Annotated in this window: 21 protein-coding genes, 2 tRNA genes and 1 pseudogene; 5 read left to right on the top strand and 19 right to left on the bottom strand. The window is 62.7% G+C overall.

Translation table 11 applies throughout. The features are described 5' to 3' along the window. Nucleotides 1–740 precede the first annotated feature (740 nt). Both BMON_RS05720 and BMON_RS05715 read left to right on the top strand, forming a co-directional pair. Nucleotides 741–2,051, top strand: a complete 1,311-nt coding sequence (locus tag BMON_RS05720) for an MFS transporter (protein ID WP_033511445.1) — start codon at nt 741–743, stop codon at nt 2,049–2,051. 287 nt (nt 2,052–2,338) lie between these two features. Next, nucleotides 2,339–2,833, top strand: coding sequence for a hypothetical protein (locus BMON_RS05715; protein WP_152595702.1), 495 nt, complete (start codon nt 2,339–2,341; stop codon nt 2,831–2,833). Nucleotides 2,834–3,126: 293 nt separating this feature from the next. On the opposite strand, the gene BMON_RS05710 is transcribed toward BMON_RS05715, so the two are convergent. Continuing rightward, nucleotides 3,127–3,202 (bottom strand) — tRNA-Arg (locus BMON_RS05710). 439 nt (nt 3,203–3,641) lie between these two features. Between BMON_RS05710 and BMON_RS05705 the strand changes: the two genes are divergently transcribed. Further along, nucleotides 3,642–4,268 carry a CYTH domain-containing protein gene (locus tag BMON_RS05705; protein ID WP_033511441.1) on the top strand — a complete coding sequence of 209 codons (627 nt, stop codon included), beginning with the start codon at nt 3,642–3,644 and terminating at the stop codon, nt 4,266–4,268. A 40-nt stretch (nt 4,269–4,308) separates the two neighbouring features. Here BMON_RS05705 and BMON_RS05700 read toward each other — a convergent pair whose 3' ends face one another. The 3 genes from BMON_RS05700 to BMON_RS05690 form a co-directional block, all read right to left on the bottom strand. After that, nucleotides 4,309–5,274: a tetratricopeptide repeat protein gene (locus tag BMON_RS05700; protein WP_033511777.1), complete on the bottom strand. Its 966-nt coding sequence runs from the start codon at nt 5,272–5,274 to the stop codon at nt 4,309–4,311. A gap of 126 nt (nt 5,275–5,400) precedes the next feature. Then, the gene (locus BMON_RS05695; protein WP_033511775.1) at nt 5,401–6,402 is read right to left on the bottom strand and encodes a DUF8094 domain-containing protein; all 1,002 of its coding nucleotides are present in this window, start codon (nt 6,400–6,402) and stop codon (nt 5,401–5,403) included. Further along, on the bottom strand, nt 6,402–7,790 hold the full coding sequence (locus BMON_RS05690; RefSeq protein ID WP_051917932.1) for a hypothetical protein: 1,389 nt from the start codon (nt 7,788–7,790) through the stop codon (nt 6,402–6,404). Before BMON_RS05690 ends, BMON_RS05695 begins: the two co-directional genes overlap by 1 nt. Before the next feature lie 78 nt (nt 7,791–7,868). Here BMON_RS05690 and BMON_RS05685 point away from each other — a divergent pair, with 78 nt between their 5' ends. Beyond that, nucleotides 7,869–8,831, top strand: a complete 963-nt coding sequence (locus BMON_RS05685; RefSeq protein WP_152595701.1) for an FKBP-type peptidyl-prolyl cis-trans isomerase — start codon at nt 7,869–7,871, stop codon at nt 8,829–8,831. Between the two features lie 82 nt (nt 8,832–8,913). On the opposite strand, the gene nucS is transcribed toward BMON_RS05685, so the two are convergent. The 10 genes from nucS to BMON_RS05635 form a co-directional block, all read right to left on the bottom strand. Continuing rightward, nucleotides 8,914–9,663, bottom strand: a complete 750-nt coding sequence (nucS, locus tag BMON_RS05680; protein WP_033511769.1) for an endonuclease NucS — start codon at nt 9,661–9,663, stop codon at nt 8,914–8,916. Between the two features lie 200 nt (nt 9,664–9,863). Then, complete coding sequence (locus tag BMON_RS05675) at nt 9,864–10,154, bottom strand: F0F1 ATP synthase subunit epsilon (RefSeq protein ID WP_033511439.1); 291 nt, start codon at nt 10,152–10,154, stop codon at nt 9,864–9,866. Continuing rightward, a complete protein-coding gene (atpD, locus tag BMON_RS05670) occupies nt 10,154–11,638 on the bottom strand; it encodes a F0F1 ATP synthase subunit beta (protein WP_033511438.1) in 1,485 nt (494 codons plus the stop codon). The genes BMON_RS05675 and atpD overlap by 1 nt, the downstream gene beginning before the upstream one ends. A gap of 8 nt (nt 11,639–11,646) precedes the next feature. After that, on the bottom strand, nt 11,647–12,597 hold the full coding sequence (locus BMON_RS05665) for a F0F1 ATP synthase subunit gamma (protein WP_033511437.1): 951 nt from the start codon (nt 12,595–12,597) through the stop codon (nt 11,647–11,649). 3 nt (nt 12,598–12,600) lie between these two features. Next, a complete protein-coding gene (atpA, locus tag BMON_RS05660; protein ID WP_033511436.1) occupies nt 12,601–14,232 on the bottom strand; it encodes a F0F1 ATP synthase subunit alpha in 1,632 nt (543 codons plus the stop codon). A gap of 47 nt (nt 14,233–14,279) precedes the next feature. After that, nucleotides 14,280–15,107: a F0F1 ATP synthase subunit delta gene (locus BMON_RS05655; RefSeq protein ID WP_033511767.1), complete on the bottom strand. Its 828-nt coding sequence runs from the start codon at nt 15,105–15,107 to the stop codon at nt 14,280–14,282. Nucleotides 15,108–15,165: 58 nt separating this feature from the next. Beyond that, nucleotides 15,166–15,702, bottom strand: a complete 537-nt coding sequence (locus BMON_RS05650) for a F0F1 ATP synthase subunit B (RefSeq protein ID WP_033511435.1) — start codon at nt 15,700–15,702, stop codon at nt 15,166–15,168. A 61-nt stretch (nt 15,703–15,763) separates the two neighbouring features. Then, on the bottom strand, nt 15,764–15,991 hold the full coding sequence (gene atpE, locus BMON_RS05645) for an ATP synthase F0 subunit C (protein ID WP_033511434.1): 228 nt from the start codon (nt 15,989–15,991) through the stop codon (nt 15,764–15,766). A gap of 70 nt (nt 15,992–16,061) precedes the next feature. Further along, nucleotides 16,062–16,874 (bottom strand): F0F1 ATP synthase subunit A, encoded by an 813-nt coding sequence (atpB, locus tag BMON_RS05640; protein WP_033511433.1) that lies wholly within the window; start codon nt 16,872–16,874, stop codon nt 16,062–16,064. A gap of 264 nt (nt 16,875–17,138) precedes the next feature. Further along, on the bottom strand, nt 17,139–18,176 hold the full coding sequence (locus BMON_RS05635) for a homoserine O-succinyltransferase (protein ID WP_033511431.1): 1,038 nt from the start codon (nt 18,174–18,176) through the stop codon (nt 17,139–17,141). 517 nt (nt 18,177–18,693) lie between these two features. On the opposite strand from BMON_RS05635, the gene BMON_RS05630 reads away from it, so the two are divergent. Next, nucleotides 18,694–18,767, top strand: a tRNA-Met gene (locus tag BMON_RS05630). Nucleotides 18,768–19,494: 727 nt separating this feature from the next. Here BMON_RS05630 and BMON_RS05625 read toward each other — a convergent pair. The 5 genes and pseudogenes from BMON_RS05625 to BMON_RS05605 form a co-directional block, all read right to left on the bottom strand. Then, nucleotides 19,495–20,761, bottom strand: a pseudogene (locus BMON_RS05625) (IS256 family transposase). A 226-nt stretch (nt 20,762–20,987) separates the two neighbouring features. Next, nucleotides 20,988–21,560, bottom strand: coding sequence for a DUF3021 domain-containing protein (locus tag BMON_RS05620; RefSeq protein WP_033512828.1), 573 nt, complete (start codon nt 21,558–21,560; stop codon nt 20,988–20,990). A 2-nt stretch (nt 21,561–21,562) separates the two neighbouring features. Beyond that, entirely contained in the window at nt 21,563–22,018 is a 456-nt protein-coding gene (locus BMON_RS05615; protein WP_033512827.1) for a LytTR family DNA-binding domain-containing protein, read from the bottom strand. Beyond that, nucleotides 21,990–22,985, bottom strand: a complete 996-nt coding sequence (locus BMON_RS05610) for an ABC transporter permease (RefSeq protein ID WP_051917931.1) — start codon at nt 22,983–22,985, stop codon at nt 21,990–21,992. Before BMON_RS05610 ends, BMON_RS05615 begins: the two co-directional genes overlap by 29 nt. After that, entirely contained in the window at nt 22,982–24,157 is a 1,176-nt protein-coding gene (locus tag BMON_RS05605; protein WP_051917930.1) for an ABC transporter ATP-binding protein, read from the bottom strand. The genes BMON_RS05610 and BMON_RS05605 overlap by 4 nt, the downstream gene beginning before the upstream one ends. Nucleotides 24,158–24,268 lie beyond the last annotated feature (111 nt).

Below are 24,268 nucleotides of genomic sequence, written 5' to 3'. Positions count from 1 at the left end.
TACATACCGACGGGCCTCATCTCATTTGTACGGCCGGAACGAGCCTGCCGACACCGGTTTCAGCTACATATCATCATGAGTTCATGTGCGGTTCATCTGTGATGTGCGGTGTACGGCCAACGACGCTCACAACGCGCGCCAGGCCGTCGACGGACGGTGCATATGCGCGCGATCACCCAACGCCGTCCCACCCCACAGGTCCACATAGTGACCATGAGCTGGCCTCATCGCGATGACGTCCCATAATGGGAGCCACGGAATACCACATACATCGGTGTTCTACTGATGGGTCGAACGAACTCAGTCGGGAAGAGGTCTCCATGAAGCGCAATGCCATGCTGCGAGTCGTTACACTGACGACCGTCGCGGAGCTGCGCCGAATTATCGTCGCGTCCTCATCGACGCGCTGATCCCCCGTATAACTGAACCGTTCGACGTTGCGCATCACTCATTGACACAATCAGTATTGATGCCATCATTCGCATAGACCCCACGGCACGATAGCCTGCATACCTACACCGTATGAGGCCGGGCGCCAAGAATCCGTTCACGGCGCGATAGCCCACGCTATCGCCATCGCGAAATCTCCGGTCATCGCACGTCCCCACAAAGGATATCGCCCCAACGCCGTTCGAGCAGTCCCATACCCATATACCGCACGGTTCCATCGACCCATTGATAACACCCTCCCCCACCGCCGAGAACCCTGGAGGAGTCGTACACCAAGAGAAGAAGACAACATGACCAGCACATTGACCTCGACGGCGGTAAGCGCCCCGAGAACCCGAGACTCACTGGGAGAGATAATGAGCGCCTCGATGGTCGGCACCGCCATCGAGTTCTATGACAACTACTGCTACAGCATCGCCGCCGCGACCTATTTCTCGGCGGTGTTCTTCCCGAAATCAGATCCCGTGGTCGGCACCCTGCAGTCGCTGCTCACCTTCGCGATCTCCTTCCTGGCCCGGCCCTTCGGCTCCCTGCTCTTCGGACACTTCGGCGACAAGCTCGGCCGTAAGCAGACGCTGGTGGTCGCACTGATGGTGATGGGCACTTCGACCTTCGTGGTCGGTCTACTGCCCGGATACGCCAAGATCGGCATCTGGTCGGTCGTGCTCCTGTGCCTGTGCCGCGTCTGCCAGGGTCTGGGCCTCGCCGGTGAATGGTCCGGCGCCGCGCTGGTCGCCACGGAGAACGCCCCGAGGAACAAACGCGCGCTGTACGGATCATTCCCGAACCTCGGCGCACCGATCGGATTCCTGCTCTCCTACGGCCTCAACCTCGTGCTGACCAGCGTGTTCACGCAGGAGCAGATGCAGGCCTGGGGCTGGCGTCTTCCCTTCCTGCTGTCGGCGGTGCTCGTGGTCGTCGGCATGTACATGCGCATCCACATGAGCGAGACACCCGTCTATCGCAAGGCCTCGCATGAGCAGCGCACCGCGCATCACCCCCTGTTCGAGCTTCGCCATTACTGGAAGAACGTCGTGCTCGGAACCTGCGCCATGGGCATCACCTACACCATCTTCTACATACTCGGCACCTGGTCGCTGTCCTATGGCGTGAAGAGCCTCGGATTCACCCAGCACGAGTACCTCTTCATGCAGGTGTTCTCCGTATTGTTCTTCGCCGCGTTCATCGTGCTCAGTTGCCTGCGTGCCGATGCGGTCGGCCGTAAGCGCGTGCTGCTCGCGGCCACCGCCGCCACCCTGGTCTTCAGCTTCCTGGCCCCGGGCTTGCTCACCGGTCAGCGCAACTTCATGGGCGCGCTCGTGTTCCTCTGCGTCGGCTTCGTGCTCATGGGCAGCCTCTTCGGCCCCTGCGGCGCCTACCTCCCCGAGATGTTCCCGATGAAGGTGCGCTACTCCGGCGCCGGATTCGCCTACAACCTGGCGGCCATACTCGGCGGCGCCTTCGCCCCGACCCTCGCCACCTGGCTGGTGAGCAATTACGGCATCTGGGCGCTCGGCTGGTACCTGGGCGCGATGTCCGCACTCGCGCTGGTCGCGCTGCTCGCCTTCAAGGAGAGCAAGGACGTCGACTTCGCGAGATAACCGATAGTTTCCATCATCACCGCCACGCCGGGGCGTGGGGATCGCCGATATCGATATGATGTCGCCGCGGTTCCTGCGCCTCGGCGTTGGTATGTGCGGATGTGGCGTGGGTATGTGTGGATGCGGATGTGCAGGTGTACACAGGTGGACGCGGATGTGGGTGCGGATGTGCAAGTGTGCACCTGCCTGTGTAGGCGGACGTGCAGGTGCACACACCCGACGTGTGCCGAGCCCCTCCGGTGGTCGACATCAAATCCCCCGGTACACGCGACGATAGAATCAAGGCCATGGCGACTCACAACGATTTCTCCAATGGATTGCCGGTCGACGTGCCCGCCGCCACCGCATGGGCTGCCTTGGAGCACATGGAACACTGGCCGCCGAACCTCGCCACGGTGCGAAGCGTCGAGGCCGATGCCGATGCCGCGAACTTCTCGCGTAGTTCCGCGGTCTCTCCGACCAATTCCGTGGTGCTTAAGACCGGACACCGCTATCTGGTCCGAACGAGCGAGGGCCCGGTGATGCACTGCCGCATCGCCGAAGTCGACACGGGAACCGGTCTCGTGCACATCGAGGCGCGGCTCGGACCACTTCGATCATGTCTGCTGTGCTCGGTCGAACCCACAGGTCCTTGTGCCTGCGTACTGCGTCGCCGACAGACCTATCCCGGAATGATCGGCCGCCTGTTCACGTTATGCTTCGGCCGGCGCGAGGGCAATGAGACCACCGCCTACCTCCGCGCGTGGGCCGACTACGCACGAGATTTGGCTGACCGCCGCTAAACGGGGAGATCAGAGGACCGGCACGCAACAACTTCGCGCGACACCCGAGGACCGGCACGCAACAACTTCGCGCGACACCCGAGGACCGGCACGGAACAACTTCGCGCGACACCCGCGGCATCGTTCTCCACGGTCTTCCATGAAATGCGTATATGACGGTGCAGACAAAGAAGCGCAACGGGAACGCTCTTCTTGCATCAAGACGGGCACAGCGTGACACATGGAGCAAAAGCCGGAAACACAACGGGAGTGCGTGGCGCCTATCGACGTCACACACTCCCGCATGGCACTTCTGGTGGGCTTAATGGGATTCGAACCCACGACCTTTCGCTCCGGAGGCGAACGCTCTATCCACTGAGCTACAAGCCCGCAACACCACACCACTATACACGCCCGCCCGACCACGCGAGGGGTGCGACGTTGGGCCCCGGCGGACTGAGAGCTCGCGTTCTACGCCGCTGATCGCGATGGCAGGAACATCGGAAAGGCGTGGACTCACGAGCATCCATCGTCTTTCCCTCTGGATATGCCCGTGTCCAGGTCAGTCCGGGTCCGATATCCGGGTCCGCGTCCATGTTTCTGTCCACATATCGGATCGATCCACGCGACACACCCGGATTATCGTAGGCAAGTCGGGCAATACAAATATCGAGGGGCCATATTCCGCGGGTGCGGATTTGTATCTATCGACTTGTCTATAAAAATCCGGGCGTGTCGGCGAACGTTGACCCCCACCACGAAACGCGTCCATGCGTGTCGGCGAACGTTGACCCCCACCACGAAACGCGTTCATGCGTACACTGGTGACATGGATAATCCGATGAACGACTTCGAATACGAGCGCCGGTTCTTCTGCCGTCAGATGCCCGACGAATTGGACGACGGGGACGCGCCCACGCTCATCATCCAGAGCTACTACGTGCACGCCGACAACTACGCGTTGCGCATCCGCCTGCAGAGCAACTCCGTGCGCATTCCCGTGGACGCCGACACCGATCCGATGGCGGTGCTGAGCGAGTACCGCGACTCCTTCACCCAGGCCTTCGTCACCATCAAAGGCCCCTCGGTGGGCGGCACCCGATACGAGGCGGAGCGGGAGGTCGACCCGCATATCGCCGGCGAACTCATCCGCCGCGGCGGGGTGCCCATCATCAAGAACCGTTTCTCCGCGTGGCTGGGCGAGGATGGGTGGAGCATCGATGTATTCGGCGGCGACAACGCCCCGTTGATCGTGGCGGAGGCCGAGCGCAGCAGCCCGGTGACGAATCTGGTCATACCGAACTTCTGCATCACGGAAATCACCGATCAGGCGCGCTTCTCGAACGACGGCCTGGCTTCGCACCCCTTCTCGCAATGGAGCGAAGCCTTCAGCCACCAACTCGCCGTCGAAGGCACGCATTTCGAACAGGTCTTCGGCCGTAACCGCCACGAATAGAACACAGAACACACAGAGCGAACGGAACGAATCGACAACATCAGTACATAAGCGACGCCAGACGACGCCGGGCATGGCGCAGCCGCTCGTCGGTCGCCTCGGGAATGGCGAAATATTCGAGCAACCGGCGACGCACCGGATCGATCTGGGCACGATGACCGGCCGCGATGTAGTCCAGCAACCGTTCGAACGCGTCGTTGATCTGTCCGCCGATCATGTCGATGTCGGCGACCGCGAGCTGAGCCTCGACGTCGTCGGGCTTATCGGCCGCTGCCGCTCTCACGACGCGGACGTCGGCCTTGCCTGAGCGGGCCAACAACAACGCCTTCGAGCGTTCGCGCGCGGCCAAGGCGTCGGAGGGATCCTGTTCGAGCACCTGCTCGTAGGCCACCGCGGCGCCCGCGTAGTCGCCCTGTTCGGCAAGACGTACGGCTTCGGCGTGCTCCGGAGGAACCTCGGGTTCCGTACCGGCGGCATCGTCTTCGGACCGCTCGGCCTTTGGATCTCCCGAATACGGCGCGGTACCGGTCACGCCGGACTTCTGCGCGGCCTCGATGATCTGCGGGATGACCTGTTCGACGATCTGCTTCACCTCCTGGTCGCCGGGCAGACCCTGGATGATCGGAATGGGCCGACCCCCGACCAGGCCGAAGAGCGCGGGCGCACTTTGCACCTGCAACGCCTGGGCGATCGAAGGATTCTCCTTAATGTCGATGCGAGAAAGCTGGATCTTGCCGTCCAACGCGTTCACGGCATCGCCCAGGCTCTTCGCGAGGGCGAACAGACGCTCATCGGTGGGCACCCACAGGAGCAGCAGCACCGGGAAGGTCGTCGAGGTCTGCACCATCGCCTGGAACGTGTTCTCGCTCGTGTCGATGACGTACCCGCCGGCCCGAGGCGCTCCCCCGGCCTGCCCCGGCTCGGCCTTGACCTGGTGCTTGAGTGATTCGAGATCCACGGCGCCCGCGAGGGACACCCCCGGGTTGAACTGTTGTTTGTCTGCCATCATGCCTCCGTAGTATTCATTGCTCGGTCATCAGTTGCTTGGCGACCCGCTGCGCCCGCCATGGCGAGGCACGTCGACGGCGACGCACGCCACTCGCCCTGCGGGACCACGTGATCGCACGATTCGTTAGACCGCCTCGACCTTGACCGGCTGCCATTCGGCGCCGACCGCGGTGATGGGCTGCTTGTCCTTCGCCGGCGGGATGTACAGGGCGACGACGTTGACGTAGGTGACCCGCATCGTGCTGGTGGGCTTGCCGTTGCCGAACAGCGCCTTCTCGGCGTCCGAGGCCGGCTGGGACTCGCGGCCTTCACCGGCGGCACGGGTCCACTGGGAGTCGATGCGCGCGACGACCAGGTCGCCGCCGTCCGAGGAACGCATGACGCTGATGGCGTCATTCGCGGGCGTGAACACCTGCTGCTGGGTGCCGTTGTTGCGCTTCATGCCCTCCTCGACCGTTTTGGTCAGATCGCCAAGGCTGTCACGGAAGAAATCATCGGAGAACCCTGAGGCGTATTGGCTGGACGCGCCGTTCTGCAACACGTCCGCGTACCGCCGCACCGCCTCCTTGGGTGTGGCGACAAGACCCTTGTCGTTCTCGTTACCCATCTCGGCCCCGAGATCGGGGATGGCGAACTTCGGCAGCTTAGCACCCTGGAACAGCCTGGCGACGCCCCACAGCTTGTAGTTGCTTCGGGCGCTGTCCTGCCGCAGCACGAGCAGTCGCTTCGACTGCTGGTCCTCGGTCGTGGTGGTGATGGTGTAGACGAGCCTCGGCCAACCCGAATCCGTCGGCACGACCGTCTGGGTCATGTCGGTGGGGATCGCGGTCTTCGCGTCGAGCTTGCCGGTCACCTTGGCGATGTTGATCTCGCTCGTGCGTATCTCCAACGCGGGCCCGGACATGCGCTGATCAAGACCATCGGTGTTCTTGTCGTCATTGGCCTTGTCCACAACCGTAAGGATGTTCTGGCGGATCCGCTTCTCCTGGGCCTTGGTCAGATCCGGGGTCTGCGTACTGCTCGTTTCGGGTTGCGCAACGGGTACCTGGCCCTCGCAGGCGGCCAGACCCGCCATCATCATGACGGCAAGGCCCGCGGCGGCGATCTTCGTGGTCCACGTACTCATCATTGCTGCCCTTCTTTATCCGCTTCGTCGTCGTGCTCGGCATCGGCTGGCTTTGAGTCCGATGTGTCCTCGGCGCCATCAATATGTTCATCCGACGATTGCGAGGCACCTGCATGCGGACTGTCTGTATTCGCATCATCAGATCGCTCTGCCGAACCGGACGCTTCTTCCGCGTCGTCCCCATCATCAGGCGCGAACTCCTGGGAGAGTCGAGCGAAATAGGCCTGCAGTTCGTTGGCGGAAATCACCGTGGTCTCGGCGTCCGCGTCCGACGACCCAGCATTCGACAACCCACTGCCCGGGCCGTCGGTCGAGCCGCTCTGAAGCTCACTGCCGCCTTCCCCGTTCATATCGGTGGAGCCGGACGCATACGAGGAACCGGAAAGCGCACCCGTAGTGGGTTGCGCACCCTGCACATCGGCTACGAGATTACGGTTCATGGGATCGATGACGGCGGGAGACGCTGGCAGGGCCCCGTTCGAACCGTCGGGTGGGGCGCCGATACCGAGAACGCCATCCTTCGCCGACGAGCCGCCATTCGTCACCGCCTCCGCCGCAGCGCGGTCAGAGTGACGCTTATGCCTGGAGCCGCCCTTGGGTTTGCGCACCGCTGAAGTCAATCCACGTATGCTGCCGGTGAAGGCCTCGCTGATGGCCACCTCATCCGCCGACTCGACAGGCTCGCTCTCCACCATCCGCTTGCGCCGCTTGTGATACGGCATGGCGAAGACCGATGCCGCCAGCACCGTCAACAGGGCGAGCAACCCACCCACGAAATAGAACGGCATCGCGAAGTCGGGCGTCTTCTGCCGAACGGCACGCATGGCGATGGTCGCCCGTGCGTCATCGGCACCGAGATCAACCAGCGCCACATCGCCGGACTGCCCCTGGTCGGCACGTATCGTCGCCTCGGAGGAACCGCAGGAGACCTTGGACCACATATCGGAATCCTTGATGTCCACGTCGGCATCGCCTTGCCCCGTGGGGCCTTGCGCCTTCATGCGCTCGACCGACAATGTGGACCACGATCCCAGCCCCGTGATTCTGCTCACGGCCTGACCGGCTACCCAGCCGGCCACATCCTTGGGGCTGCCCAAAGCGATGCAGACATCGTGATCGCCGGCACCCGAGACGCGCAGCCGAGCATGGTCATCCACGATTCGCAGCACCCCTGGGTCAGTGACCACGTAGCGGGTCGCACTGACACGTGCCGCGGCATTGACATGGACATCGGGCTTCCATATGGTGGCGTTCAATACGCCGAAGACGATGCTCGCGACCGCCAGCAAGCCGAGCATCGGCGCGACGACACCGCGCATGATGACGGCGTGATGTGAGGGACGCGGTGCGCTGGCCCGCTCCTCGGGCTGTTCCTGTGCAAATGTCATAACGCCCTCCATTCTACAGGTAGTTCCGAACGCTTGCTGAACGTAAGCAAATCAGGACGCGGCGGTACTGTGGTGCCCATGCATAGCATTTCCACGCCATCACCATCATTCAAGGCTCTGGCCGCCCTCTGTTCGCTCGTCGTCTGCCTGACGCTGGGTGCGTGCGGCGGCGCCGCCACGGCGAAGACGCAGCCCTCTTCTTCTTCGTCACCGACCACGACCATGAAGCAGATCCCCGGCATATCGGCCACGGGGACCCCGGGCAGCAAACCGAAGATCTCCTTCCATCACCCGATGAGCGTAGAGAACGACACCTACGCCGTACTGCAGCAGGGCAAGGGCGCGACGATCCAGGATGGCGACCGTGTGTGCGCCCAAGGCATCGCGCTCAACGCCAAGGACGGCAGCGAACTCATGAGCACCTGGGAGAAGAACACCCCGGACTGCACACTGACCATACAGAAGGGTTCGACCACCAGCGGCTACTACTCCGTCATCAAGGGCCAGCGCGTCGGCGCGACCCTGGCCTTCGGCGTCAACGACAGCAACAGTTCGGGCACCTCGTACATCATGGCGCTCACGCTCATCTCGCGGCAGAAGGCCCTCACGCGCGCCCAAGGCGAGAAGGTGGCGAACGTGCCCGCCAATCTGCCGAAGGTGACGCTGGACAAGAACGGCAAGCCTTCGCTCGATCTCAACGGCTACAAACCCGACGGATCACTCGTGGCACAGCCCCTCATCACAGGCAAGGGGACGACGGTCAAGGAGACGGACACCGTCGACGCCCAGTACACCGGCTGGACGCTTGACACCAAGGGCAAGCTCACCCAGTTCGACTCGTCGTGGGACCGCGGCCAGTCGGCGAGCTTCCCGCTCAGCTCCGTCGTCACCGGTTGGAAGAAGGGCCTGACCGGACAGACCGTCGGATCGCAGGTGCTGCTCGTGGTCCCGCCGAACGAAGGCTACGGCAGCAAGGCGCAGGCGAAGATTCCTGCGAACTCGACGCTCTACTTCGTCGTCGACATCCTGTACGCCTCGTGACCGCCGCATACCCCGGCCACCGAGGCCACCGCGTCTCCCGACCGTAGGCCGGGAAGCCACCAGGCACCGATGAGGGCCGCCTTCAGAACAGACGAAGGCTGCCGTCGTCGGTGCCTTTCATATCGTCATAGTCCAGCAACAGGCATTCGAAGCCGCGGTCCTGCGCCAACGTCCTGGCCTGCGGCGTGATGGTTTGCGCGGCGAAGATGCCACGCACCGGGCTGATCAGGGGGTCACGGTTGAGCAGCTTGCAGTATCGGGTGAGCTGCTCGACCCCGTCGATGCCGCCATGCCGTTTGATCTCGATGGCCACGTGCTTGCCTTCGGCATCGACCGCCATGATGTCGACCGGGCCGATGGGCGTGGGGTACTCCCTGCTCACCAGCCGCGCGCCTTCGCCGATCCGCTCGATCTGCTCGGCGAGAAAATGCTGGAGATGATCCTCGACGCCGTCCTTGACCAACCCGGGGTCGAGACCCAGATCGAAGGATTCGTCGCTGAAGACACGGTACAAGGTCACTTCGAGGACGTCGTTCGACTTCGCTGCCGCGACATGCAGGATGCGCACGGGACGCGGCGCGGGTTCGATTTCAGCGCCGTCGGCATCGGCGCCCGGCTCGATCTCGGCGCCGCTGTCCTCCTCAGAACCCGGCTCGATCTCGTGGATGGTGCACGGGGCAGCCATCCAATTGAGCGGTTTGAACGATCCCAGTTCGGAGAAGATGAGCAGGCTGTTGTCGGCCTTGACCAGCAGCACCCGTCGTGCGGGCGGCAGTGTGGCCTGCAGGCGTCCGGAGTATTGTGCCGAGCAATCGGCGACTATGATACGCACGGCAACCCACTGTAGCAGCCATCGCTTCGGATGGCCGCCATACATCCTGGGCGGCATCGCCCACGCAAACACCAACGGCAGCAGCATGAAGCAAGCCATCGCCGCAACTCACCGATACGAAACGGGCGGCCTTCCGAAGAAGACCGCCCGCCATGCGCCGAACCGCGGAGCCACACTCCCGGTTCAGCGAGGAGATGGCATCAGTCACTGTCCTTGGTAATCACGACGTCCCTGCCCCGTTCGACCGCGATGGTCAAACGGTTCGAATCGAACGAGATGAAACCGTCCGTGACCTCGAACATGTGCCGCACGTTCTCGGCGTCGACGAGGACGACCCGTCCCGCATCGATGAGCGTGAGTACAGGCTCGTGATCGGGCAGGATGCCCATGACTCCGTCGGCGGCCGGAATGGTCGCCGACTTCGCCTTGCCCGACCACACGGGGTGATCGGCGGCGACGAGGTTCACTTCCAACAGCGTCGCGTCACTCATCACTCACCGTATTCCTTCTGCATGTCGTGCCACTTGCGCTCGAGATCCTCGATGCCGCCGATGCCCGTGAAGGCCTGCTCGGAGACGTTGTCGTACACGCCGTCGCAGATCCTCGTGAAGGCCTCGATGGTCTCGTCCGCGGGGACATAGGAGCCCTCACGTCCGGTGAACTTCTGCGCCACGTAGAAGTTCTGGCCAAGGAACTGCTCGATCTTGCGCGCGCGGTTGACCGTGGTCTTGTCCTCTTCGCCGAGCTCGTCGATGCCGATCAGGGCGATGATGTCCTGCAGCTCCTTGTTACGCTGCAGAATTGCCTTGACGCGGTTGGCGCAGTCGTAATGGGCCTGACCGACGTAACGCGGATCGAGGATTCGCGAGGTCGAGGCCAGCGGATCGACGGCCGGGTAGATGCCCTTGGAGGCGATGTCTCGCGACAGCTCCGTGGTGGCGTCCAAGTGGGCGAAGGTCGTGGCGGGGGCCGGATCCGTGTAATCGTCGGCGGGCACGTAGATGGCCTGCAGCGATGTGATGGAATGGCCTCGGGTCGAGGTGATGCGCTCCTGGAGGGCGCCCATCTCGTCGGCCAGGTTAGGCTGGTATCCCACTGCGGAAGGCATACGCCCCAGCAGCGTGGAGACCTCGGACCCGGCCTGGGTGAACCGGAAGATGTTGTCGATGAAGAGCAGCACATCCTGGTTCTGGACATCGCGGAAGTACTCCGCCATGGTGAGCGCGGTCAGCGGCACACGCAGACGCGTTCCCGGCGGTTCATCCATCTGTCCGAAGACCAGTGCGGTCTTCTCGAGGACGCCGGCCTCCTGCATCTCGCCGATGAGGTCGTTGCCCTCACGGGTACGCTCGCCGACACCGGCGAACACGGAAACGCCGCCGTGGTTCTGCGCCACGCGCTGGATCATCTCCTGGATGAGCACGGTCTTGCCGACGCCGGCGCCGCCGAACAAGCCGATCTTGCCGCCCTCGACGTACGGGGTCAGCAGATCGATGACCTTGATGCCGGTCTCGAACATCTGCGTCTTGGGTTCGAGCTGATCGAAAGCCGGAGGATTGCGGTGGATGGGCCAGCGCTCCTTGACGGTGATCGTCTCGCCATCCTTCTTGTTGAGGATGTGCCCGGAGACGTCGAAGACGTGTCCCTTGGTCACATCGCCGACCGGCACCTCGATGGGGCCGCCGGTATCGGTGACCGCGGCGCCACGCACCAAACCGTCCGTGGGCTTGAGGGCGACGGCGCGAACCGTGGAATCGCCCAGATGCTGCTCGACCTCCAACGGGATCTCATGGAGGGTCTCGCCCTCCGTGCTGCCCACGTTGGTGATCTTCACGGTCAGTGCATTGTAGATGTCGGGCAGGTGGCCGACCGGGAATTCGATGTCGATGACCGAGCCCTGAACGCGTGTGATGCGCCCGAACGTCGGTTCCGCCGTCGTCTCCTCGGAAGCCGCTGTGGTCTGATCTTCAGCCATATGCGTTCCTACTCTTCCTCTTTGTTCAGCGCATCAGCGCTGCCGATAATCTCGGTAAGTTCCTGGGTGATGGCGGCCTGGCGCGAGGCGTTGAGCTTGCGGGTCAGATCGTCGATCAGGTTGTTGGCGTTGTCGGTGGCCGTATGCATCGCGTTCTGCCGGCTGGCGGTCTCCGAAGCGGCGGCGGTGAGCAGGCATTCGTGGATGCGCGACTGGATGTACTTGGGCAAAATCGCGTCAAGCACCTTGTCGACGCTCGGTTCGAAGGCGTACAGGGCGCTCACGCCCTCCTTCTCGCCGGGGTCGTCGGTCGCGGAATCACCCACGATCGCTCCCTCGCTGTCATCCGCGGTGTTCGTGCGAATCAGCTCGACCGGGAGCATACGCAACACGCGCTGCCGCTGCACGACCATGTTCTCGAATTCCGTGAACACGATGTACAGTTCGCCGACCCCATGCTCCTCGGTCGGACGCATGTAGGCGTCGAGCAACGTCTTGGAGATGGCCTCGGCCACGTCCACGCCCGGATGATCGCTGTCGCCCTCCCATGACTGCATGAGCGGACGGTCACGGTAGCGGTAGTAGCTGGCGCCGCGACGGCCATAGACGTAGAGGTCCACTTGCTTGCCCTGCTGTTTGAGCCGGGCGAGCAAGGCTTCGGTCTCGCGAAGGATGGACGAGGTATAGGCCCCGGCCATGCCGCGATCCGCGGTCAATGCCAGCACCGCGGCCCGTTTGCAGTTCGGGTCCTGCGCCTTCATGATCGGGTGATCGATATCGCTGTGCGCCGCCAGCGCCTGCACCGCATCGAAAATCGCATCCGTGTAGGGCTTGGCATTCAACGCCACGGTGCGCGCCTTCGCGATATGCGAGGACGCGATCATCTCCTGGGCGTTGAAGATCTTACCCAACGACGTGGTGGAATTGATCCGTGATTTCAATGCAAGTTGGGAGGCCATCGGCTACTTCTTCTCCCCCGCGACGAACTGCTCCTGTTCGACCGTGGTGGGCTTGACCACCGCGGGCTGCTTGTCGACGAGCGGCTTGCCGGCCTTCGTGACGTACGTGGAGCGGAACTCCTCGACCGCCTGGTCGAGCGTCTTCTCCGTGTCCGCCGTGAAGTCCTCGGTCTCCGCGATGGTCTTGAGGATCGTCGTGTTGTGCGCGAGGTAGTCCAGCAGGGCCTTCTCGAAGGGCAGCACGTCGGCGAGATCGAGATCATCGAACTTGCCGTGGGTGCCGGCCCACACCGAAACGACCTCCTGCTCCATGGCATACGGGGAGAACTGAGGCTGCTTGAGCAGCTCGGTCAACCGCGCGCCCCTGGTCAGCTGGGCCTTGGAGGCCGAGTCGAGGTCGGAGGCGAACATGGCGAAGGATTCCAGCGAGCGGTACTGCGCCAGCGAGATCTTCAGGGTGCCCGATACCTTCTTGAGCGCCTTGGTCTGCGCGGCTCCACCGACTCGGGACACCGAGATGCCCACGTCGACGGCGGGACGCTGGTTGGCGTTGAACAGGTCGGACTGCAGGAAGATCTGCCCGTCGGTGATGGAGATCACGTTCGTGGGGATGTACGCCGAGACGTCGTTCGCCTTGGTCTCGATGATCGGCAGACCGGTCATCGAACCGCCGCCCAGATCGTCGGACAGCTTGGCGCAGCGTTCGAGCAGACGGGAATGCAGGTAGAACACGTCGCCGGGGTAGGCTTCGCGCCCCGGCGGGCGACGCAGCAGCAGGGAAATCGACCGGTAGGCTTCGGCCTGCTTCGACAGATCGTCGAAGACGATGAGCACGTGCTTGCCGTGGTACATCCAGTGCTGGCCGATGGCCGAACCGGTGTACGGGGCGATGTACTTGAATCCTGCGGAGTCCGAAGCGGGGCTGGCCACGATCGTGGTGTAGTCCATGGCGCCGGATTCCTCGAGGCTCTGTCGCACGGAGGCGATGGTGGAGCCCTTCTGACCGATGGCCACGTAGATGCAACGCACCTGCTTGCTCGGGTCACCGGTCTCCCAGTTGCTCTTCTGGTTGATGATGGTGTCGATCGCGATGGCCGTCTTGCCGGTCTGACGATCGCCGATGATGAGCTGACGCTGGCCGCGGCCGATCGGCGTCATGGCGTCGATGGCCTTCAGTCCGGTCGGCATGGGCTCGTCGACGGGGTGACGGTGCATCACGTCTGGCGCCTGGGCCTCGAGGATGCGTCGTCCTTCGCTCTTGATCTCGCCCAGTCCGTCGATCGGCTTGCCCAACGGGTCCACCGTTCGTCCGAGATACCCGTCGCCGACGGGCACGGACAGCACTTCGCCCGTACGCCGGACCTCCTGGCCCTCCTCGACTCCTACGAAGTCGCCGAGGATGACCACGCCGATCTCGCGGGCGTCAAGGTTGAATGCCAGACCCAGCGTGCCGTCCTGGAAGGTCAGCAGCTCGTTGGCCATGCAACCAGGCAGCCCCGTCACGTGCGCGATGCCGTCACCGGCCGTGGAGACGTATCCCACCTCCTGGGTGGGGGTGTCCGACGGCTTGTACGACTCGACGAAATCATCGAGCGCCTTGCGTATCGTGGCGGGATCAATGGTAAGTTCTGCCATGATCACTCCTTATTGATTGATTGTTCTTGTGAAGTCATGTGCGTGCATCAGGCCGTGGCCTTGATATGCCCCTCGAGATGCCGCAACTGGTTGACCACGGTGTTGTCGGTCACTTCGTCGCCCACCTGCGTGCGCATGCCGCCGAGCACCGCCGGATCCACCACCGAGTTGATGTGGATGGGACGCTGCAGCTTGGCCGTATACAAGGCCACGAGCTTGTGCATCTGCTCCGGAGTCAACGGCGTGGCCGTGGTCACGGTGATCATCGACTCGCCCATGTGGTTCGACAGCTTGCGGATGAGCCACTGGATGGTGGCCAGATAACGGCGCTTACGGAGATTGGCTGTGCCGTGCTCCGCCAGGATCATCGTCACCTGATCGAAACCGCTGTTCGCGAGCAGCTCCCGCAGGAGCTTGACGCGCGCCTCAGGCGTGGCCAGATCGTCATACAGCTTGGAGCGCACGACGGGCAGGTTGAGCAGCGACGAATGCAGCTGCGCGAGCTCGATCGAGACCTTGAGCGTCGACTTGGTGAAATCCGCGTAATACATCAACGCGTCCACACCGAAGTCCTCCACCGCATTGGCGATATCCTTCGGTCGGCTCCACTTGCGCTTCACCAGATCAGTGAGTATCTCCGCGGTCAGCGGATCAGCCTTATCGCCGAGCAACGTGCGCAGGAACGCCGACTTGTCGTCCACGGGGCGTGAAGGATCAGTCAGGGCCGCTGCGATGGCCGGATTGCCATCAAGCAGTGCGGTGATATCGAACAGCTCACGGCCGATACGGCACGCACGCTCCCCAGCGTCCTTCAATCGGGCCGCCATGGAGTCTCGTGATGCCCTGTCGGATATACGCGATGCCTCTCCTCGCATGATCACCTCCTAATTCCTTGTATCCGGGTTGGGCGTCGAACCACTACCGGATCTCGACTCACTGCTGATCGGACTGCTGCTCCGAGGACAGATTGTCGATCATCGTATCGAGCATCGAGGATTGCACGGATGCATCCTGCAACTTGTCGCCGAGGATCTTTCCCGCCAAAGCCGCAGCCAGCGTGCCGACGTCGCCCTTGAGGGAGACGAGCGCCTGCTGACGTTGTGATTCCAACGAACGCTGCGCGTTGGCGGTGATCTGAGCGGCCTCACCCTCGGCACGCGAACGCGCGTCGGCGATGATATGGGAAGCTTCGGCACGGGCGTCGTCACGTATCTTCGACGCATCGACGCGGGCACGGCTGAGCTGCTCCTGATAATGCTGCTTGGCATCTTCGGCGTCGCGCTGAGCCGCATTCGCCTTGGCGATGCCGCCCTGAATCTTCTGCGCTCGTTCATCGAAGACCGCCTGGAACTTCGGTATGACGAGTTTATAGAACACCGCCGCAACGATCACGAGGATGACCAGGGACCACACGACGTCGTACAGGCTGGGGATGAACAAATCAATTCCTGAACGGGCTGACTCTACCATGGACGCCTCCTTTCCGATTACCTACTGATATGACGGGCACGCCCTTGCGGGCGAACGCATCTCAGGCAAGCATGAAGGCGACGAAGCCGAGCAGACCGAGGAGCTCGATCATGCCGAGGCCGATGAACATCATGGTCTGCAGACGGCCGGAGACCTCGGGCTGGCGAGCCGTGCTCTCCAACGCCTTGCCGACCAGGATGCCCATGCCGATGCCAGGACCCAACGCGGCCAGGCCATAACCGAGGACGCTGATATTGCCGGAGACCTCAGCGAGAGTAACGATATCCATATGTTGTCCTTTCCTACCGAAAACATGCGGTACGCGAACCCGCGGCGCGGGAACGCACAATTCATTGATACTACCCCAGCTCGGGATAGCTCTGGCTGATGTAGACCGAGCCGAGAATGGTGAAAATGTAAGCCTGCAACGCGGCGACGAACATCTCGAACAGCGTGAACACCATACCGCCGACGAACCACAGCACACCGGCGCCCGCGAGCAGCGCGTTCTGCGCGTCGACCAGATAGTACTGGGTGAACGCCAGGCATGTGGCCACGAGCAAATGCCCTGCCACCATGTTCGCGAAGAGTCGAACGGTAAGCGAGAACGGGCGGATGAGCAGGACCTCGATGAGCTGGATGGGTGCGATGAGGATGAGCAGCAGCGGCGGGACCCCAGCGGGGGCCAGCTCGGAACGCAGGTACTTGAAGAAGCCCTGCTCTCGGCAGGCGGCGACCCAGTACTGCGCGAAAATCCACAGGGCGAAGACCAACGGCATGGTGATGCTCGCGGTCGCAGCCATATTGGCGCCCGGAATCACGCTGCACAGGTTGAAGATGAAGATCGTGAAGAACAGGGTCGTCATCATGGGCACGAAACGCTTGCCGCGTTCCTCGCCCATCACCTGATAGACGACGTTCGTGCGCACGAAATCGAGCAGCCACTCGACCGCGCTCTGCCAACGTCCGGGAATCAGCTTGGCCCGGGAAGCGGTGACGGACATCACGACCAACAGGACGATGGTGGCGACGATACGGATCAGGATGATGCGGTTGATTGCGAACGGCGTGCCCTGAAACAGAATCTGCGGGGGAAGGAAGTCCTTCATCGCCGGCAAATCCGGACCCGCCTTGGCGGCGAGCAGCATGCCCGCACCCTGGAATCCACTCATCTACGCCTCCTAGCTCATTCACGCTCAAGTCTAAGCCCAACCACGGGACGGAGGTAACGCGATGGTTACATCACACCCGACAGATTCGAGGGGACGCGCCGAGCCGGACCCGAGAGCCGGCCGACACTCCGCCTCGAATGACTCGGTGCACATTCTACGTCGGCAAACTCCAATGCTCCGCCAGTCTTGGCGCGCAAGGCCTCCACGGCGTTTCCCGACGACGTGCGGTGTGCTCCATGCGACACATGGCACGCTCACCCTGCCTCAGCCCTCGGATCGCACCCCGTAGCCGGTGTTCCTGAACGGCTCGAACCCGTCGTCACGCGGGCTGCCGGGCCGGTGCCGGATCGACCGATCGGTACCGAGGCGCTTGGCGGCGCGTAACGACGGCACTTCGGCGAGGTCGTAGGGCGTGGTCTGGTAGACCCAGTTGAGCCAGTTGCGCCACAGCAGATTGGCGTGGGCGCGCCATGCGAACAACGGCTCCTTGGTGGGGTCGTCGTCGGGGAAATAGTTGTAGGGCAGCGGCACGTTATCCATGCCCTTGGCTTTGTCCCGCTCGTACTCCTCGGCGAGGGTGTACTTGCCGTACTCCCAGTGCCCCAACGCGAAGACCTCCGAAAAGTCCTTGGTCGCGATGAGCCCGGGTCCGCTCTGCGGCCCCCAGGTGAGGACCTGCAGATCAGAGTGGCGTGCCACATCGCCCTCGTCCACGCCGGCCAGGCGCGAATGGGGTTGGAGCGCGATCTCGTCGAAGCCGTTGGTCAGGAAGCAGTACTCATCCTGCAGATACTGCGGGAAAACGCCGAAAATCTTGGTGTCGAGCATGTGCTTGCGCACGCCATACCGGTAGCACAACGCACCCATGGCGCCCCAGCATAGATACATGGTCGAGAACACGTGGCTGGAGGACCAATCGAGGATCTGCTTGAATTCCTCCCAGTAGTCGACCTGATCGAACTCCAAGTGCTCCACGGGTGCGCCCGTGATGACCAGACCGTCATAGTAATTGTCGTGCAACGCATCGAGGCTCTCGTAGAACTTGACGAGATGATCCGCGCTGACGTGTTTGGACTCGTGGGTCGAGGTGGTCATGAAATCGACGTCGACCTGCAGCGGGGACTTCGAGATGAGCCGGAGCAGCTGCGTCTCGGTCTCGATCTTCTTCGGCATGAGGTTGAGTATGACCAGACGCAGAGGGCGGACACGCTGACGCTCGGCTTCGGGCTGTTCCAACGCGAAGATGCGCTCCGCGTCAAGAATGTCACGCGCCGGCAAACCACGGGGAATCTTGATAGGCATACCGGTATTATCGCATCGCGGTGGATATCGCGCATGCTGCGCTCGCTCAGGGCCCAGCGTTGGGGCGTGCGCGCGGGCGGTGGGTGAGCACCTTGCCGGCAGGGGTCGAACACCTCGCGGGCAACGGATGAATGTCTTGCGAGCAGGTGTGAACGTTGTCCCAGGAGCGTCTGGTCAAGGGTCGCGAGGTGAACGTCTCGCGGGGGCAGAGGGTCGAACGTCTCTCGAACGTCTCGCGGGCAGAAGGCGAATGCCTCGCAGGTGGATGAGTGACGGGACGGTGGATCGTGAGGCGCGTGCCGCGACCCGACGGCCGAGCGGTGATCAAATGCATTCATATGGCATTCATATACATGGTGATGAAACTGGAGCTCAGTCGTGGAACTCTACCGTTCATCCACTATCGTCTGCAGGTGAATCCAGTGCTGTGACACGCGGTGCTTCGGGAATATCCGCCCCAGGCTTGACATTCTCGATTCTGCCCTTAAGATGTATTGAGCTGCCTTACAGCAGCCGTCGCGGGGTGGAGCAGCTCGGTAGCTCGCTGGGCTCATAACCCAGAGGTCTCAGGTTCAAATCCTGACCCCGCTACTAAAAGGGCGTCATATCAACGATATGGCGCCCTTATTTTTTTCTTCAAGGCGCATAGTACGCACAACAGTACGCACAGTTGCTGAAGGCCTGAATCTTCATGGTTCCGGGCTTTCTACTTTCCAAACATCAGTTCAATCAGCTGAAGAGGCAGCGGAAACGAATCCTCAAGCACTGCGCGGATACATTTCACGGCTTATATCCCTTTATGACCCATCGCCCTCACTTTGTGTAGCACTTTCCAAGTAGCCTCGAAAAGCGGAAAACGAGAAACGGCCATATACCGCCAATCTGCAGGACCACGACGGGTCAGGCACCAGCGCACTCCGCACCATTCACTACACAACGTGTATGACGCGTCAAGGTCACCGACTTCATGCGTGATGCTCGCCTTATCATGGGCCGAAAACGCCCTGAAATGCCATGAAATACCATGAGAGAGCTATCCAACAACATGCTTGTCCGGCCATTGGTCAGCGTGGCCGAAGAATGGACGGTCAGGTCTCCATCCGTCAGGCAAGTCGGGCGATAGCGAAAAACAACCGCGGAATATGGCCCCTCGTTTTTCGTATCACCCGACTTGTCTATGCGAACCGTTGACTTGCGTCAGTCAATCGCCGACTTGCGTCGGTCAACCATCGACCTATGTCAGCGAATCGCCGACTTGCGTTCACGAACCGCCGACCTATGTCAGTCAATCGCCGATCTGCGTCAGCGAACCGTGGGTCTATCTCATTAAGTGTGTGACTGGCGGTTTTCGTTGCTGTTCCTTGCCGTCCGGCCAGCGGTCGGCGAAGGTGATGGCGAACGCGTTCAACGCGGGCTTCCATCGTGTCACCCATCGTACCTGGCCCTTGCCTGTGGGGTCGAGCGAACGCACGGTCAGGTGGAGGCATTTCAATGCGGCCCGCCCGCCCAAGGAAGTGCCCACGCGCCCGGATGGAGCGGCGGAACCTGGCGTTCAGACCCTCGATCGCGTTCGTGGAGCAGATGACCCGGCGGATCTCCACGTCGTAGTCCAGGAAAGGGATGAACCGTTCCCATGCGTTGAGCCACAAGCCCTTGACCGCCGGGTACTTGCCCGCCCAGTGTTCGAGCATCTCGTCACGCGCATGTTCGGCGGCGGCCGGTGTGGCGGCCGTGTAGATGGGTTTCACGTCACGGCGAAGCGCTTCCCAGTCCTTCCTGGACGCGTACCTGAACGTGTTGCGCATCAGGTGAATGACACAGGTCTGCACGATCGACAGCGGCCAGACCGTTCCCACCGCGTCGGGCAGGCCCTTCAACCCGTCGCATAGAGGCACGAACACGTCGCCCACGCCCCGGTTCTTCAGATCGGTGAGCACGGAGAGCCAGTACCTGGCGCCCTCCGAAGCGGGGGAACCCCAGATGCCGAGCACGTCCCGATTGCCGTCCGGATCCACGCGATGGCCGCGCGGAACGCCCGGTTGGCGACCTGACCGTCCCTGACCTTGACGTTCGAATGGCATCGATGAAGATCGCCGCATATACCGCATCCAACGGCCTGGACGCCCATTCGTCCGTCTCCTCGATGACGCTGTCCGTGATCCTGCTGACCGTCTCCTTCGATACCGAAGCGCCGTGGACCTCCCGGAAGTGCGCACTGATCTCGCCCGTGGTCAGTCCCTTCGCGTACAGGGAGAGCACCACCTCGTCCACGTCATTCAAGCGCCGCTGACGCTTTTCCACGATGACCGGGGCGACGCGAGGCATCACGATCACTCGGCACCGCGATATCGACCGGACCCATCGCATGGGTGATCACGGTCTTCCTCGTGACACCGTTGCGCGCGTTTTGCGCCCGACCGTCCTTGCTCTTCTCGTGCTTGGCGCGGCCAAGATGCTCGTTCATCTCTTCGTCCAACGCGGTTTCCGGCACGGTCTTGGTGAATTGCTTCGGGAGGCCACCCGGCCCGGCCGACGCCAGGCCCTGTTGTTTCGCCAAACGCTACCGGCTCGACGGCGGCGTCCATCTCGGCGGAACGCCCCCTGTCGGGTTCCTTGTCTTTGGCTGTCATACCAGCCATCGTCCCGGTCGGCATGTTCACCGGCTCCTTCCCGCCGATCCAGTGGATCGGCGATCAAAGCCAGTTACACACTCTTCAAGACAGTACCCGAACCGTCGACCTGAGTCGGTCAACCATCGACTTGTCTATTCGAACCGTAGACTTACGTCAGCGAACCGTCGACTTACGTCAATCAATCGTCGACCTTTTCATTATCATCGCGCTGGCGTCGACGCCGCAGCGAAGCGTTGAGACGCTCGGTGAGCAGCCAGCCGTGCAGCACGACACCAACCCAGATGAGTATGTAGATGACGGCGAACAATGCGGCGAAACCGGCGAAGTGCCCCGAGAAGACCACGAACCAGCGGTTGATCAGCAACCACCCGGTCACCAGCCCGAATGTGAGCAGGCAGTGCATGAGCAGGGTCGCCCCATAGGGAAGCTGCAAATTGAACAGCAGGCTCAGTACACCAATCAGCGCGGACATCACGAACAACGTCACCACGCTCAGCGGCGTGATGGGTATCTGCTGCAGATCCAAGGCCTGCACGGCCAGGAACACGAAGGAGCCGACGCCGACGCCACCCATGGCGTTGATCCCCGCTTCACGCAACGCATGCACCGGGAACGATCGCCGCACTGATGTGCGGGTCCGCACCGCGGTCCGGTCACGCCCGGAGATCTGCGACAGGAGCCGTTCGCGCCTGAGGTCATGCTCGTCGACATCCGGGGCGCCGGATCCGTCCGTATGGATGTTCGGTTCCATGATCACGCCTCCAAGGCTTCACGCAGCGCGGGCACGTACCTGCGACTGACGGTTTCGCGGATGTCGCCGGACAGCCGCGCGGTCATATTGCCCGAATAGCTCGCCTCCAGCGATTCGAGATGACGCAGGTTGATGACGACCTGACGGGAAATCTGCACGAAATCGCGGGGCGAGAGCTTCGCCATCAATCTGACGAGTCGGTTCCGGGTGGTCAGGGAGTGCGTCGTGGTGCGCACCAATAAATCGTCGCCTTGCACGGCGATGGCGACGATCGCGGATTTACGAACGATTTCCAGACGGTTGGAGGTCTCGATGGCAACCGACCCCGAGGCGCTCTGGCCGATGGCCTCCACCGAGCGCATGAGCTCGGCGACCGCGGGGGTGGGCGCCGCCGCCTCGACGATGACGTTCACCTCGCCATCCTCGAGCTCAGGATTCGCTTTGAAGATGATGCTCACTGCGCCGCCGTCCCTGATTCGCCATGGGTACATGTCTCGACACCCATCGTACGAGCAGGATGGCGGATACGATAATCACCGTGATGCCGGCAAGCAGCGCGAGCTCCTGAACGGGGGTGGTGAGCACGCCGCCGATGCCGTATCCGATCCCCATATCCTCCCGGAACCGCTCGGCGACGGATGCGGGCGCCCGGCCGAAGGCGCGCGATACGGCATCCCCCAGCAGCAATCGTCGGAACAACGCGGCGGAGTAGGCGCCCGGCCAGAGTTTCATCACGTGCTGGGCGCCGGCGGGCACCGCCCCGATCGGGACATAGACGCCGCTGAGGAATCCGGCCGCCGTGCCGACGACCGTGTTCAGTCCCGAATTCGCGCGCTGGGTCGTGATGGATACGGTGAGGGCGAAAGCCAGCGCCGCTCCGAACACCGCGCTGCACAGCATGATCCCCGCGAGTTGCACGTCGGCGGCCACATCGCGCCACGGAAGGGTGACATGGTCGACCACGCTGAAATACGTTCCCGTGACGACCAATACGATCAGCTGCATGACGACGCTGATGATCGCCGAGCCGGCGAGGTACGAGGCCTGGATGCGCCACGTCGAGCGACAGGCAAGACGGAAGTCGTCGATCAGCCCGTTCTCGCGGTCGTAGACCAACTGGCCCATGCCGGCCAAGGCGGTGGTGATGGCGGTGATCGACAGGATGCCGCCCATGAGCCACGGGTCGAGCAGGTCGCTGACGGTGACGGGATCCGCGGCAGTGACGGCAGATGTCCCAGCCGGACCTCGTGCGAGCGCCGCGACGGCGTTGCCGGCCTGCAGCGCATCGGTCCAGCTTCCCTCCAGCGTCTGCTTGAGGAAGACGATATAGAGCAGGAAGGCGATGAGCGCGCCGAGCAGGGAGAACAGGACGTTGCTGCGGTTTCGGATGAACAGCAGGAGGTTGCGTGTGGTCAATGCGATCATGATCGGGACCCTTCGGTGATGATACTGTCTGCAACGGCCGCAGCGGCTGGGTCGGTTCGAGCGGTCGGAACGGTTGAAGTGAGAGTCGCACCGTCGCAAGCCGAGCCGGCGGAGGCACTCGCGCCGTGCGCATCGCGTCCGGTGAGGGTGAGGAACACATCGTTCATCGTGCCGCGCAGGCATCGGAAATCACGCACATACGGGCGCATCACCATCAACAGTTCGATGCATGCGTCGGCGTCGGGCACGCTCAGGTGCATGCGGTCGCCGTCGATCACGACCGGGTTCCCGGATACGCCATGACCGCCGTCACCACCACGGGCACCTTCATCACCACGACCATCGCCCGCATCGTCAGGACCACCGCCCCGACCGTCATCGCCTCGGCGAACCGCCCCCGGCGCATGCTTCACACGACCGCGCACCATCGACTCGATATCGCTCCGGCGGTTCGGTTCGAAGGTGATCTCGAGAGTGTACTGCGTGTAGCGTGCGATGAGATCCCGCGCGGAACCCTGCGCATGGATCCGCCCGTGGTCGATGAGATAGACCTGTTGCGCGATGTTGGCCTCTTCGAGATAATGCGTGGTGAGCAGGATCGAGAGGTTCTCCCGCCGACGCAACCCATCGAGCATCGTCCACAGCGACCTCCTGGTCGCGATATCCAGTCCGGTCGTAGGCTCGTCGAGTATCAGTAACGTCGGATGGCTGATCAACGCACGGGCGATATCGACCCTGCGTCGCTGGCCTCCCGACAGCGAGCCGTAGCGCTGATCCGCGAAGTCCGTGGCATCGACGAGCGCGATGACTTCGTCCACCCGACCGCCGGGTACCCCGTCATACAACCGCGCACGAATCGACAGGTTCTCCCGCACGGTGAGCGGCCCATCCAGCACGCTGCCCTGGAACACGACGCCGAGACGGGGCGCCCCGGCCCGCGACCGAGGCAGCGCTCGCGGCGTCGGCTGCGCTCGCGTCCCGCCGTACTCGATGACGCCGCCATCGGGCCGGACCACACCGGTCAGCATGCCGATCGTCGTGGATTTGCCGGCCCCGTTGGGTCCGATCACCGCCGTCAATGCGCCGGGCGCAATGTCCAGCGAGACGTCGTGGACCGCCTCGTGTGTGCCATACCATTTGGACAGATGCCGTGCCCTGACCATCGTGCTCATCGCCGTCTCCTTCATATTCACCGGGACCCTCGTGCGCCGGAAACCGCCGATCTGCAACGAGTTCCGGACGGACGACCGACCCCGTCACGTATCCGTGTGCACATATCCGTG

The sequence above is a fragment of the Bifidobacterium mongoliense DSM 21395 genome, from assembly GCF_000741285.1.
GTDB lineage: Bacteria > Actinomycetota > Actinomycetes > Actinomycetales > Bifidobacteriaceae > Bifidobacterium > Bifidobacterium mongoliense.
The sequence above is the reverse complement of the archived record's forward strand: the minus strand, read 5'-3'. Positions and strand labels throughout refer to the sequence as shown.

Excerpts from the sequence above, each read along its gene's own strand:
- atpA (WP_033511436.1), bottom strand. The coding sequence starts at position 14,232 with ATGGCAGAACTTACCATTGATCCCGCCACGATACGCAAGGCGCTCGAT.
- BMON_RS05695 (WP_033511775.1), bottom strand. The coding sequence starts at position 6,402 with ATGAGTACGTGGACCACGAAGATCGCCGCCGCGGGCCTTGCCGTCATG.
- BMON_RS05715 (WP_152595702.1), top strand. The coding sequence starts at position 2,339 with ATGGCGACTCACAACGATTTCTCCAATGGATTGCCGGTCGACGTGCCC.
- BMON_RS05665 (WP_033511437.1), bottom strand. The coding sequence starts at position 12,597 with ATGGCCTCCCAACTTGCATTGAAATCACGGATCAATTCCACCACGTCG.
- BMON_RS05685 (WP_152595701.1), top strand. The coding sequence starts at position 7,869 with ATGCATAGCATTTCCACGCCATCACCATCATTCAAGGCTCTGGCCGCC.
- BMON_RS05700 (WP_033511777.1), bottom strand. The coding sequence starts at position 5,274 with ATGGCAGACAAACAACAGTTCAACCCGGGGGTGTCCCTCGCGGGCGCC.
- BMON_RS05705 (WP_033511441.1), top strand. The coding sequence starts at position 3,642 with ATGGATAATCCGATGAACGACTTCGAATACGAGCGCCGGTTCTTCTGC.
- BMON_RS05655 (WP_033511767.1), bottom strand. The coding sequence starts at position 15,107 with ATGCGAGGAGAGGCATCGCGTATATCCGACAGGGCATCACGAGACTCC.
- BMON_RS05720 (WP_033511445.1), top strand. The coding sequence starts at position 741 with ATGACCAGCACATTGACCTCGACGGCGGTAAGCGCCCCGAGAACCCGA.
- atpD (WP_033511438.1), bottom strand. The coding sequence starts at position 11,638 with ATGGCTGAAGATCAGACCACAGCGGCTTCCGAGGAGACGACGGCGGAA.
- BMON_RS05610 (WP_051917931.1), bottom strand. The coding sequence starts at position 22,985 with ATGATCGCATTGACCACACGCAACCTCCTGCTGTTCATCCGAAACCGC.
- BMON_RS05690 (WP_051917932.1), bottom strand. The coding sequence starts at position 7,790 with ATGACATTTGCACAGGAACAGCCCGAGGAGCGGGCCAGCGCACCGCGT.
- BMON_RS05635 (WP_033511431.1), bottom strand. The coding sequence starts at position 18,176 with ATGCCTATCAAGATTCCCCGTGGTTTGCCGGCGCGTGACATTCTTGAC.
- BMON_RS05605 (WP_051917930.1), bottom strand. The coding sequence starts at position 24,157 with ATGAGCACGATGGTCAGGGCACGGCATCTGTCCAAATGGTATGGCACA.
- BMON_RS05620 (WP_033512828.1), bottom strand. The coding sequence starts at position 21,560 with ATGGAACCGAACATCCATACGGACGGATCCGGCGCCCCGGATGTCGAC.
- atpE (WP_033511434.1), bottom strand. The coding sequence starts at position 15,991 with ATGGATATCGTTACTCTCGCTGAGGTCTCCGGCAATATCAGCGTCCTC.
- BMON_RS05675 (WP_033511439.1), bottom strand. The coding sequence starts at position 10,154 with ATGAGTGACGCGACGCTGTTGGAAGTGAACCTCGTCGCCGCCGATCAC.
- BMON_RS05650 (WP_033511435.1), bottom strand. The coding sequence starts at position 15,702 with ATGGTAGAGTCAGCCCGTTCAGGAATTGATTTGTTCATCCCCAGCCTG.
- atpB (WP_033511433.1), bottom strand. The coding sequence starts at position 16,874 with ATGAGTGGATTCCAGGGTGCGGGCATGCTGCTCGCCGCCAAGGCGGGT.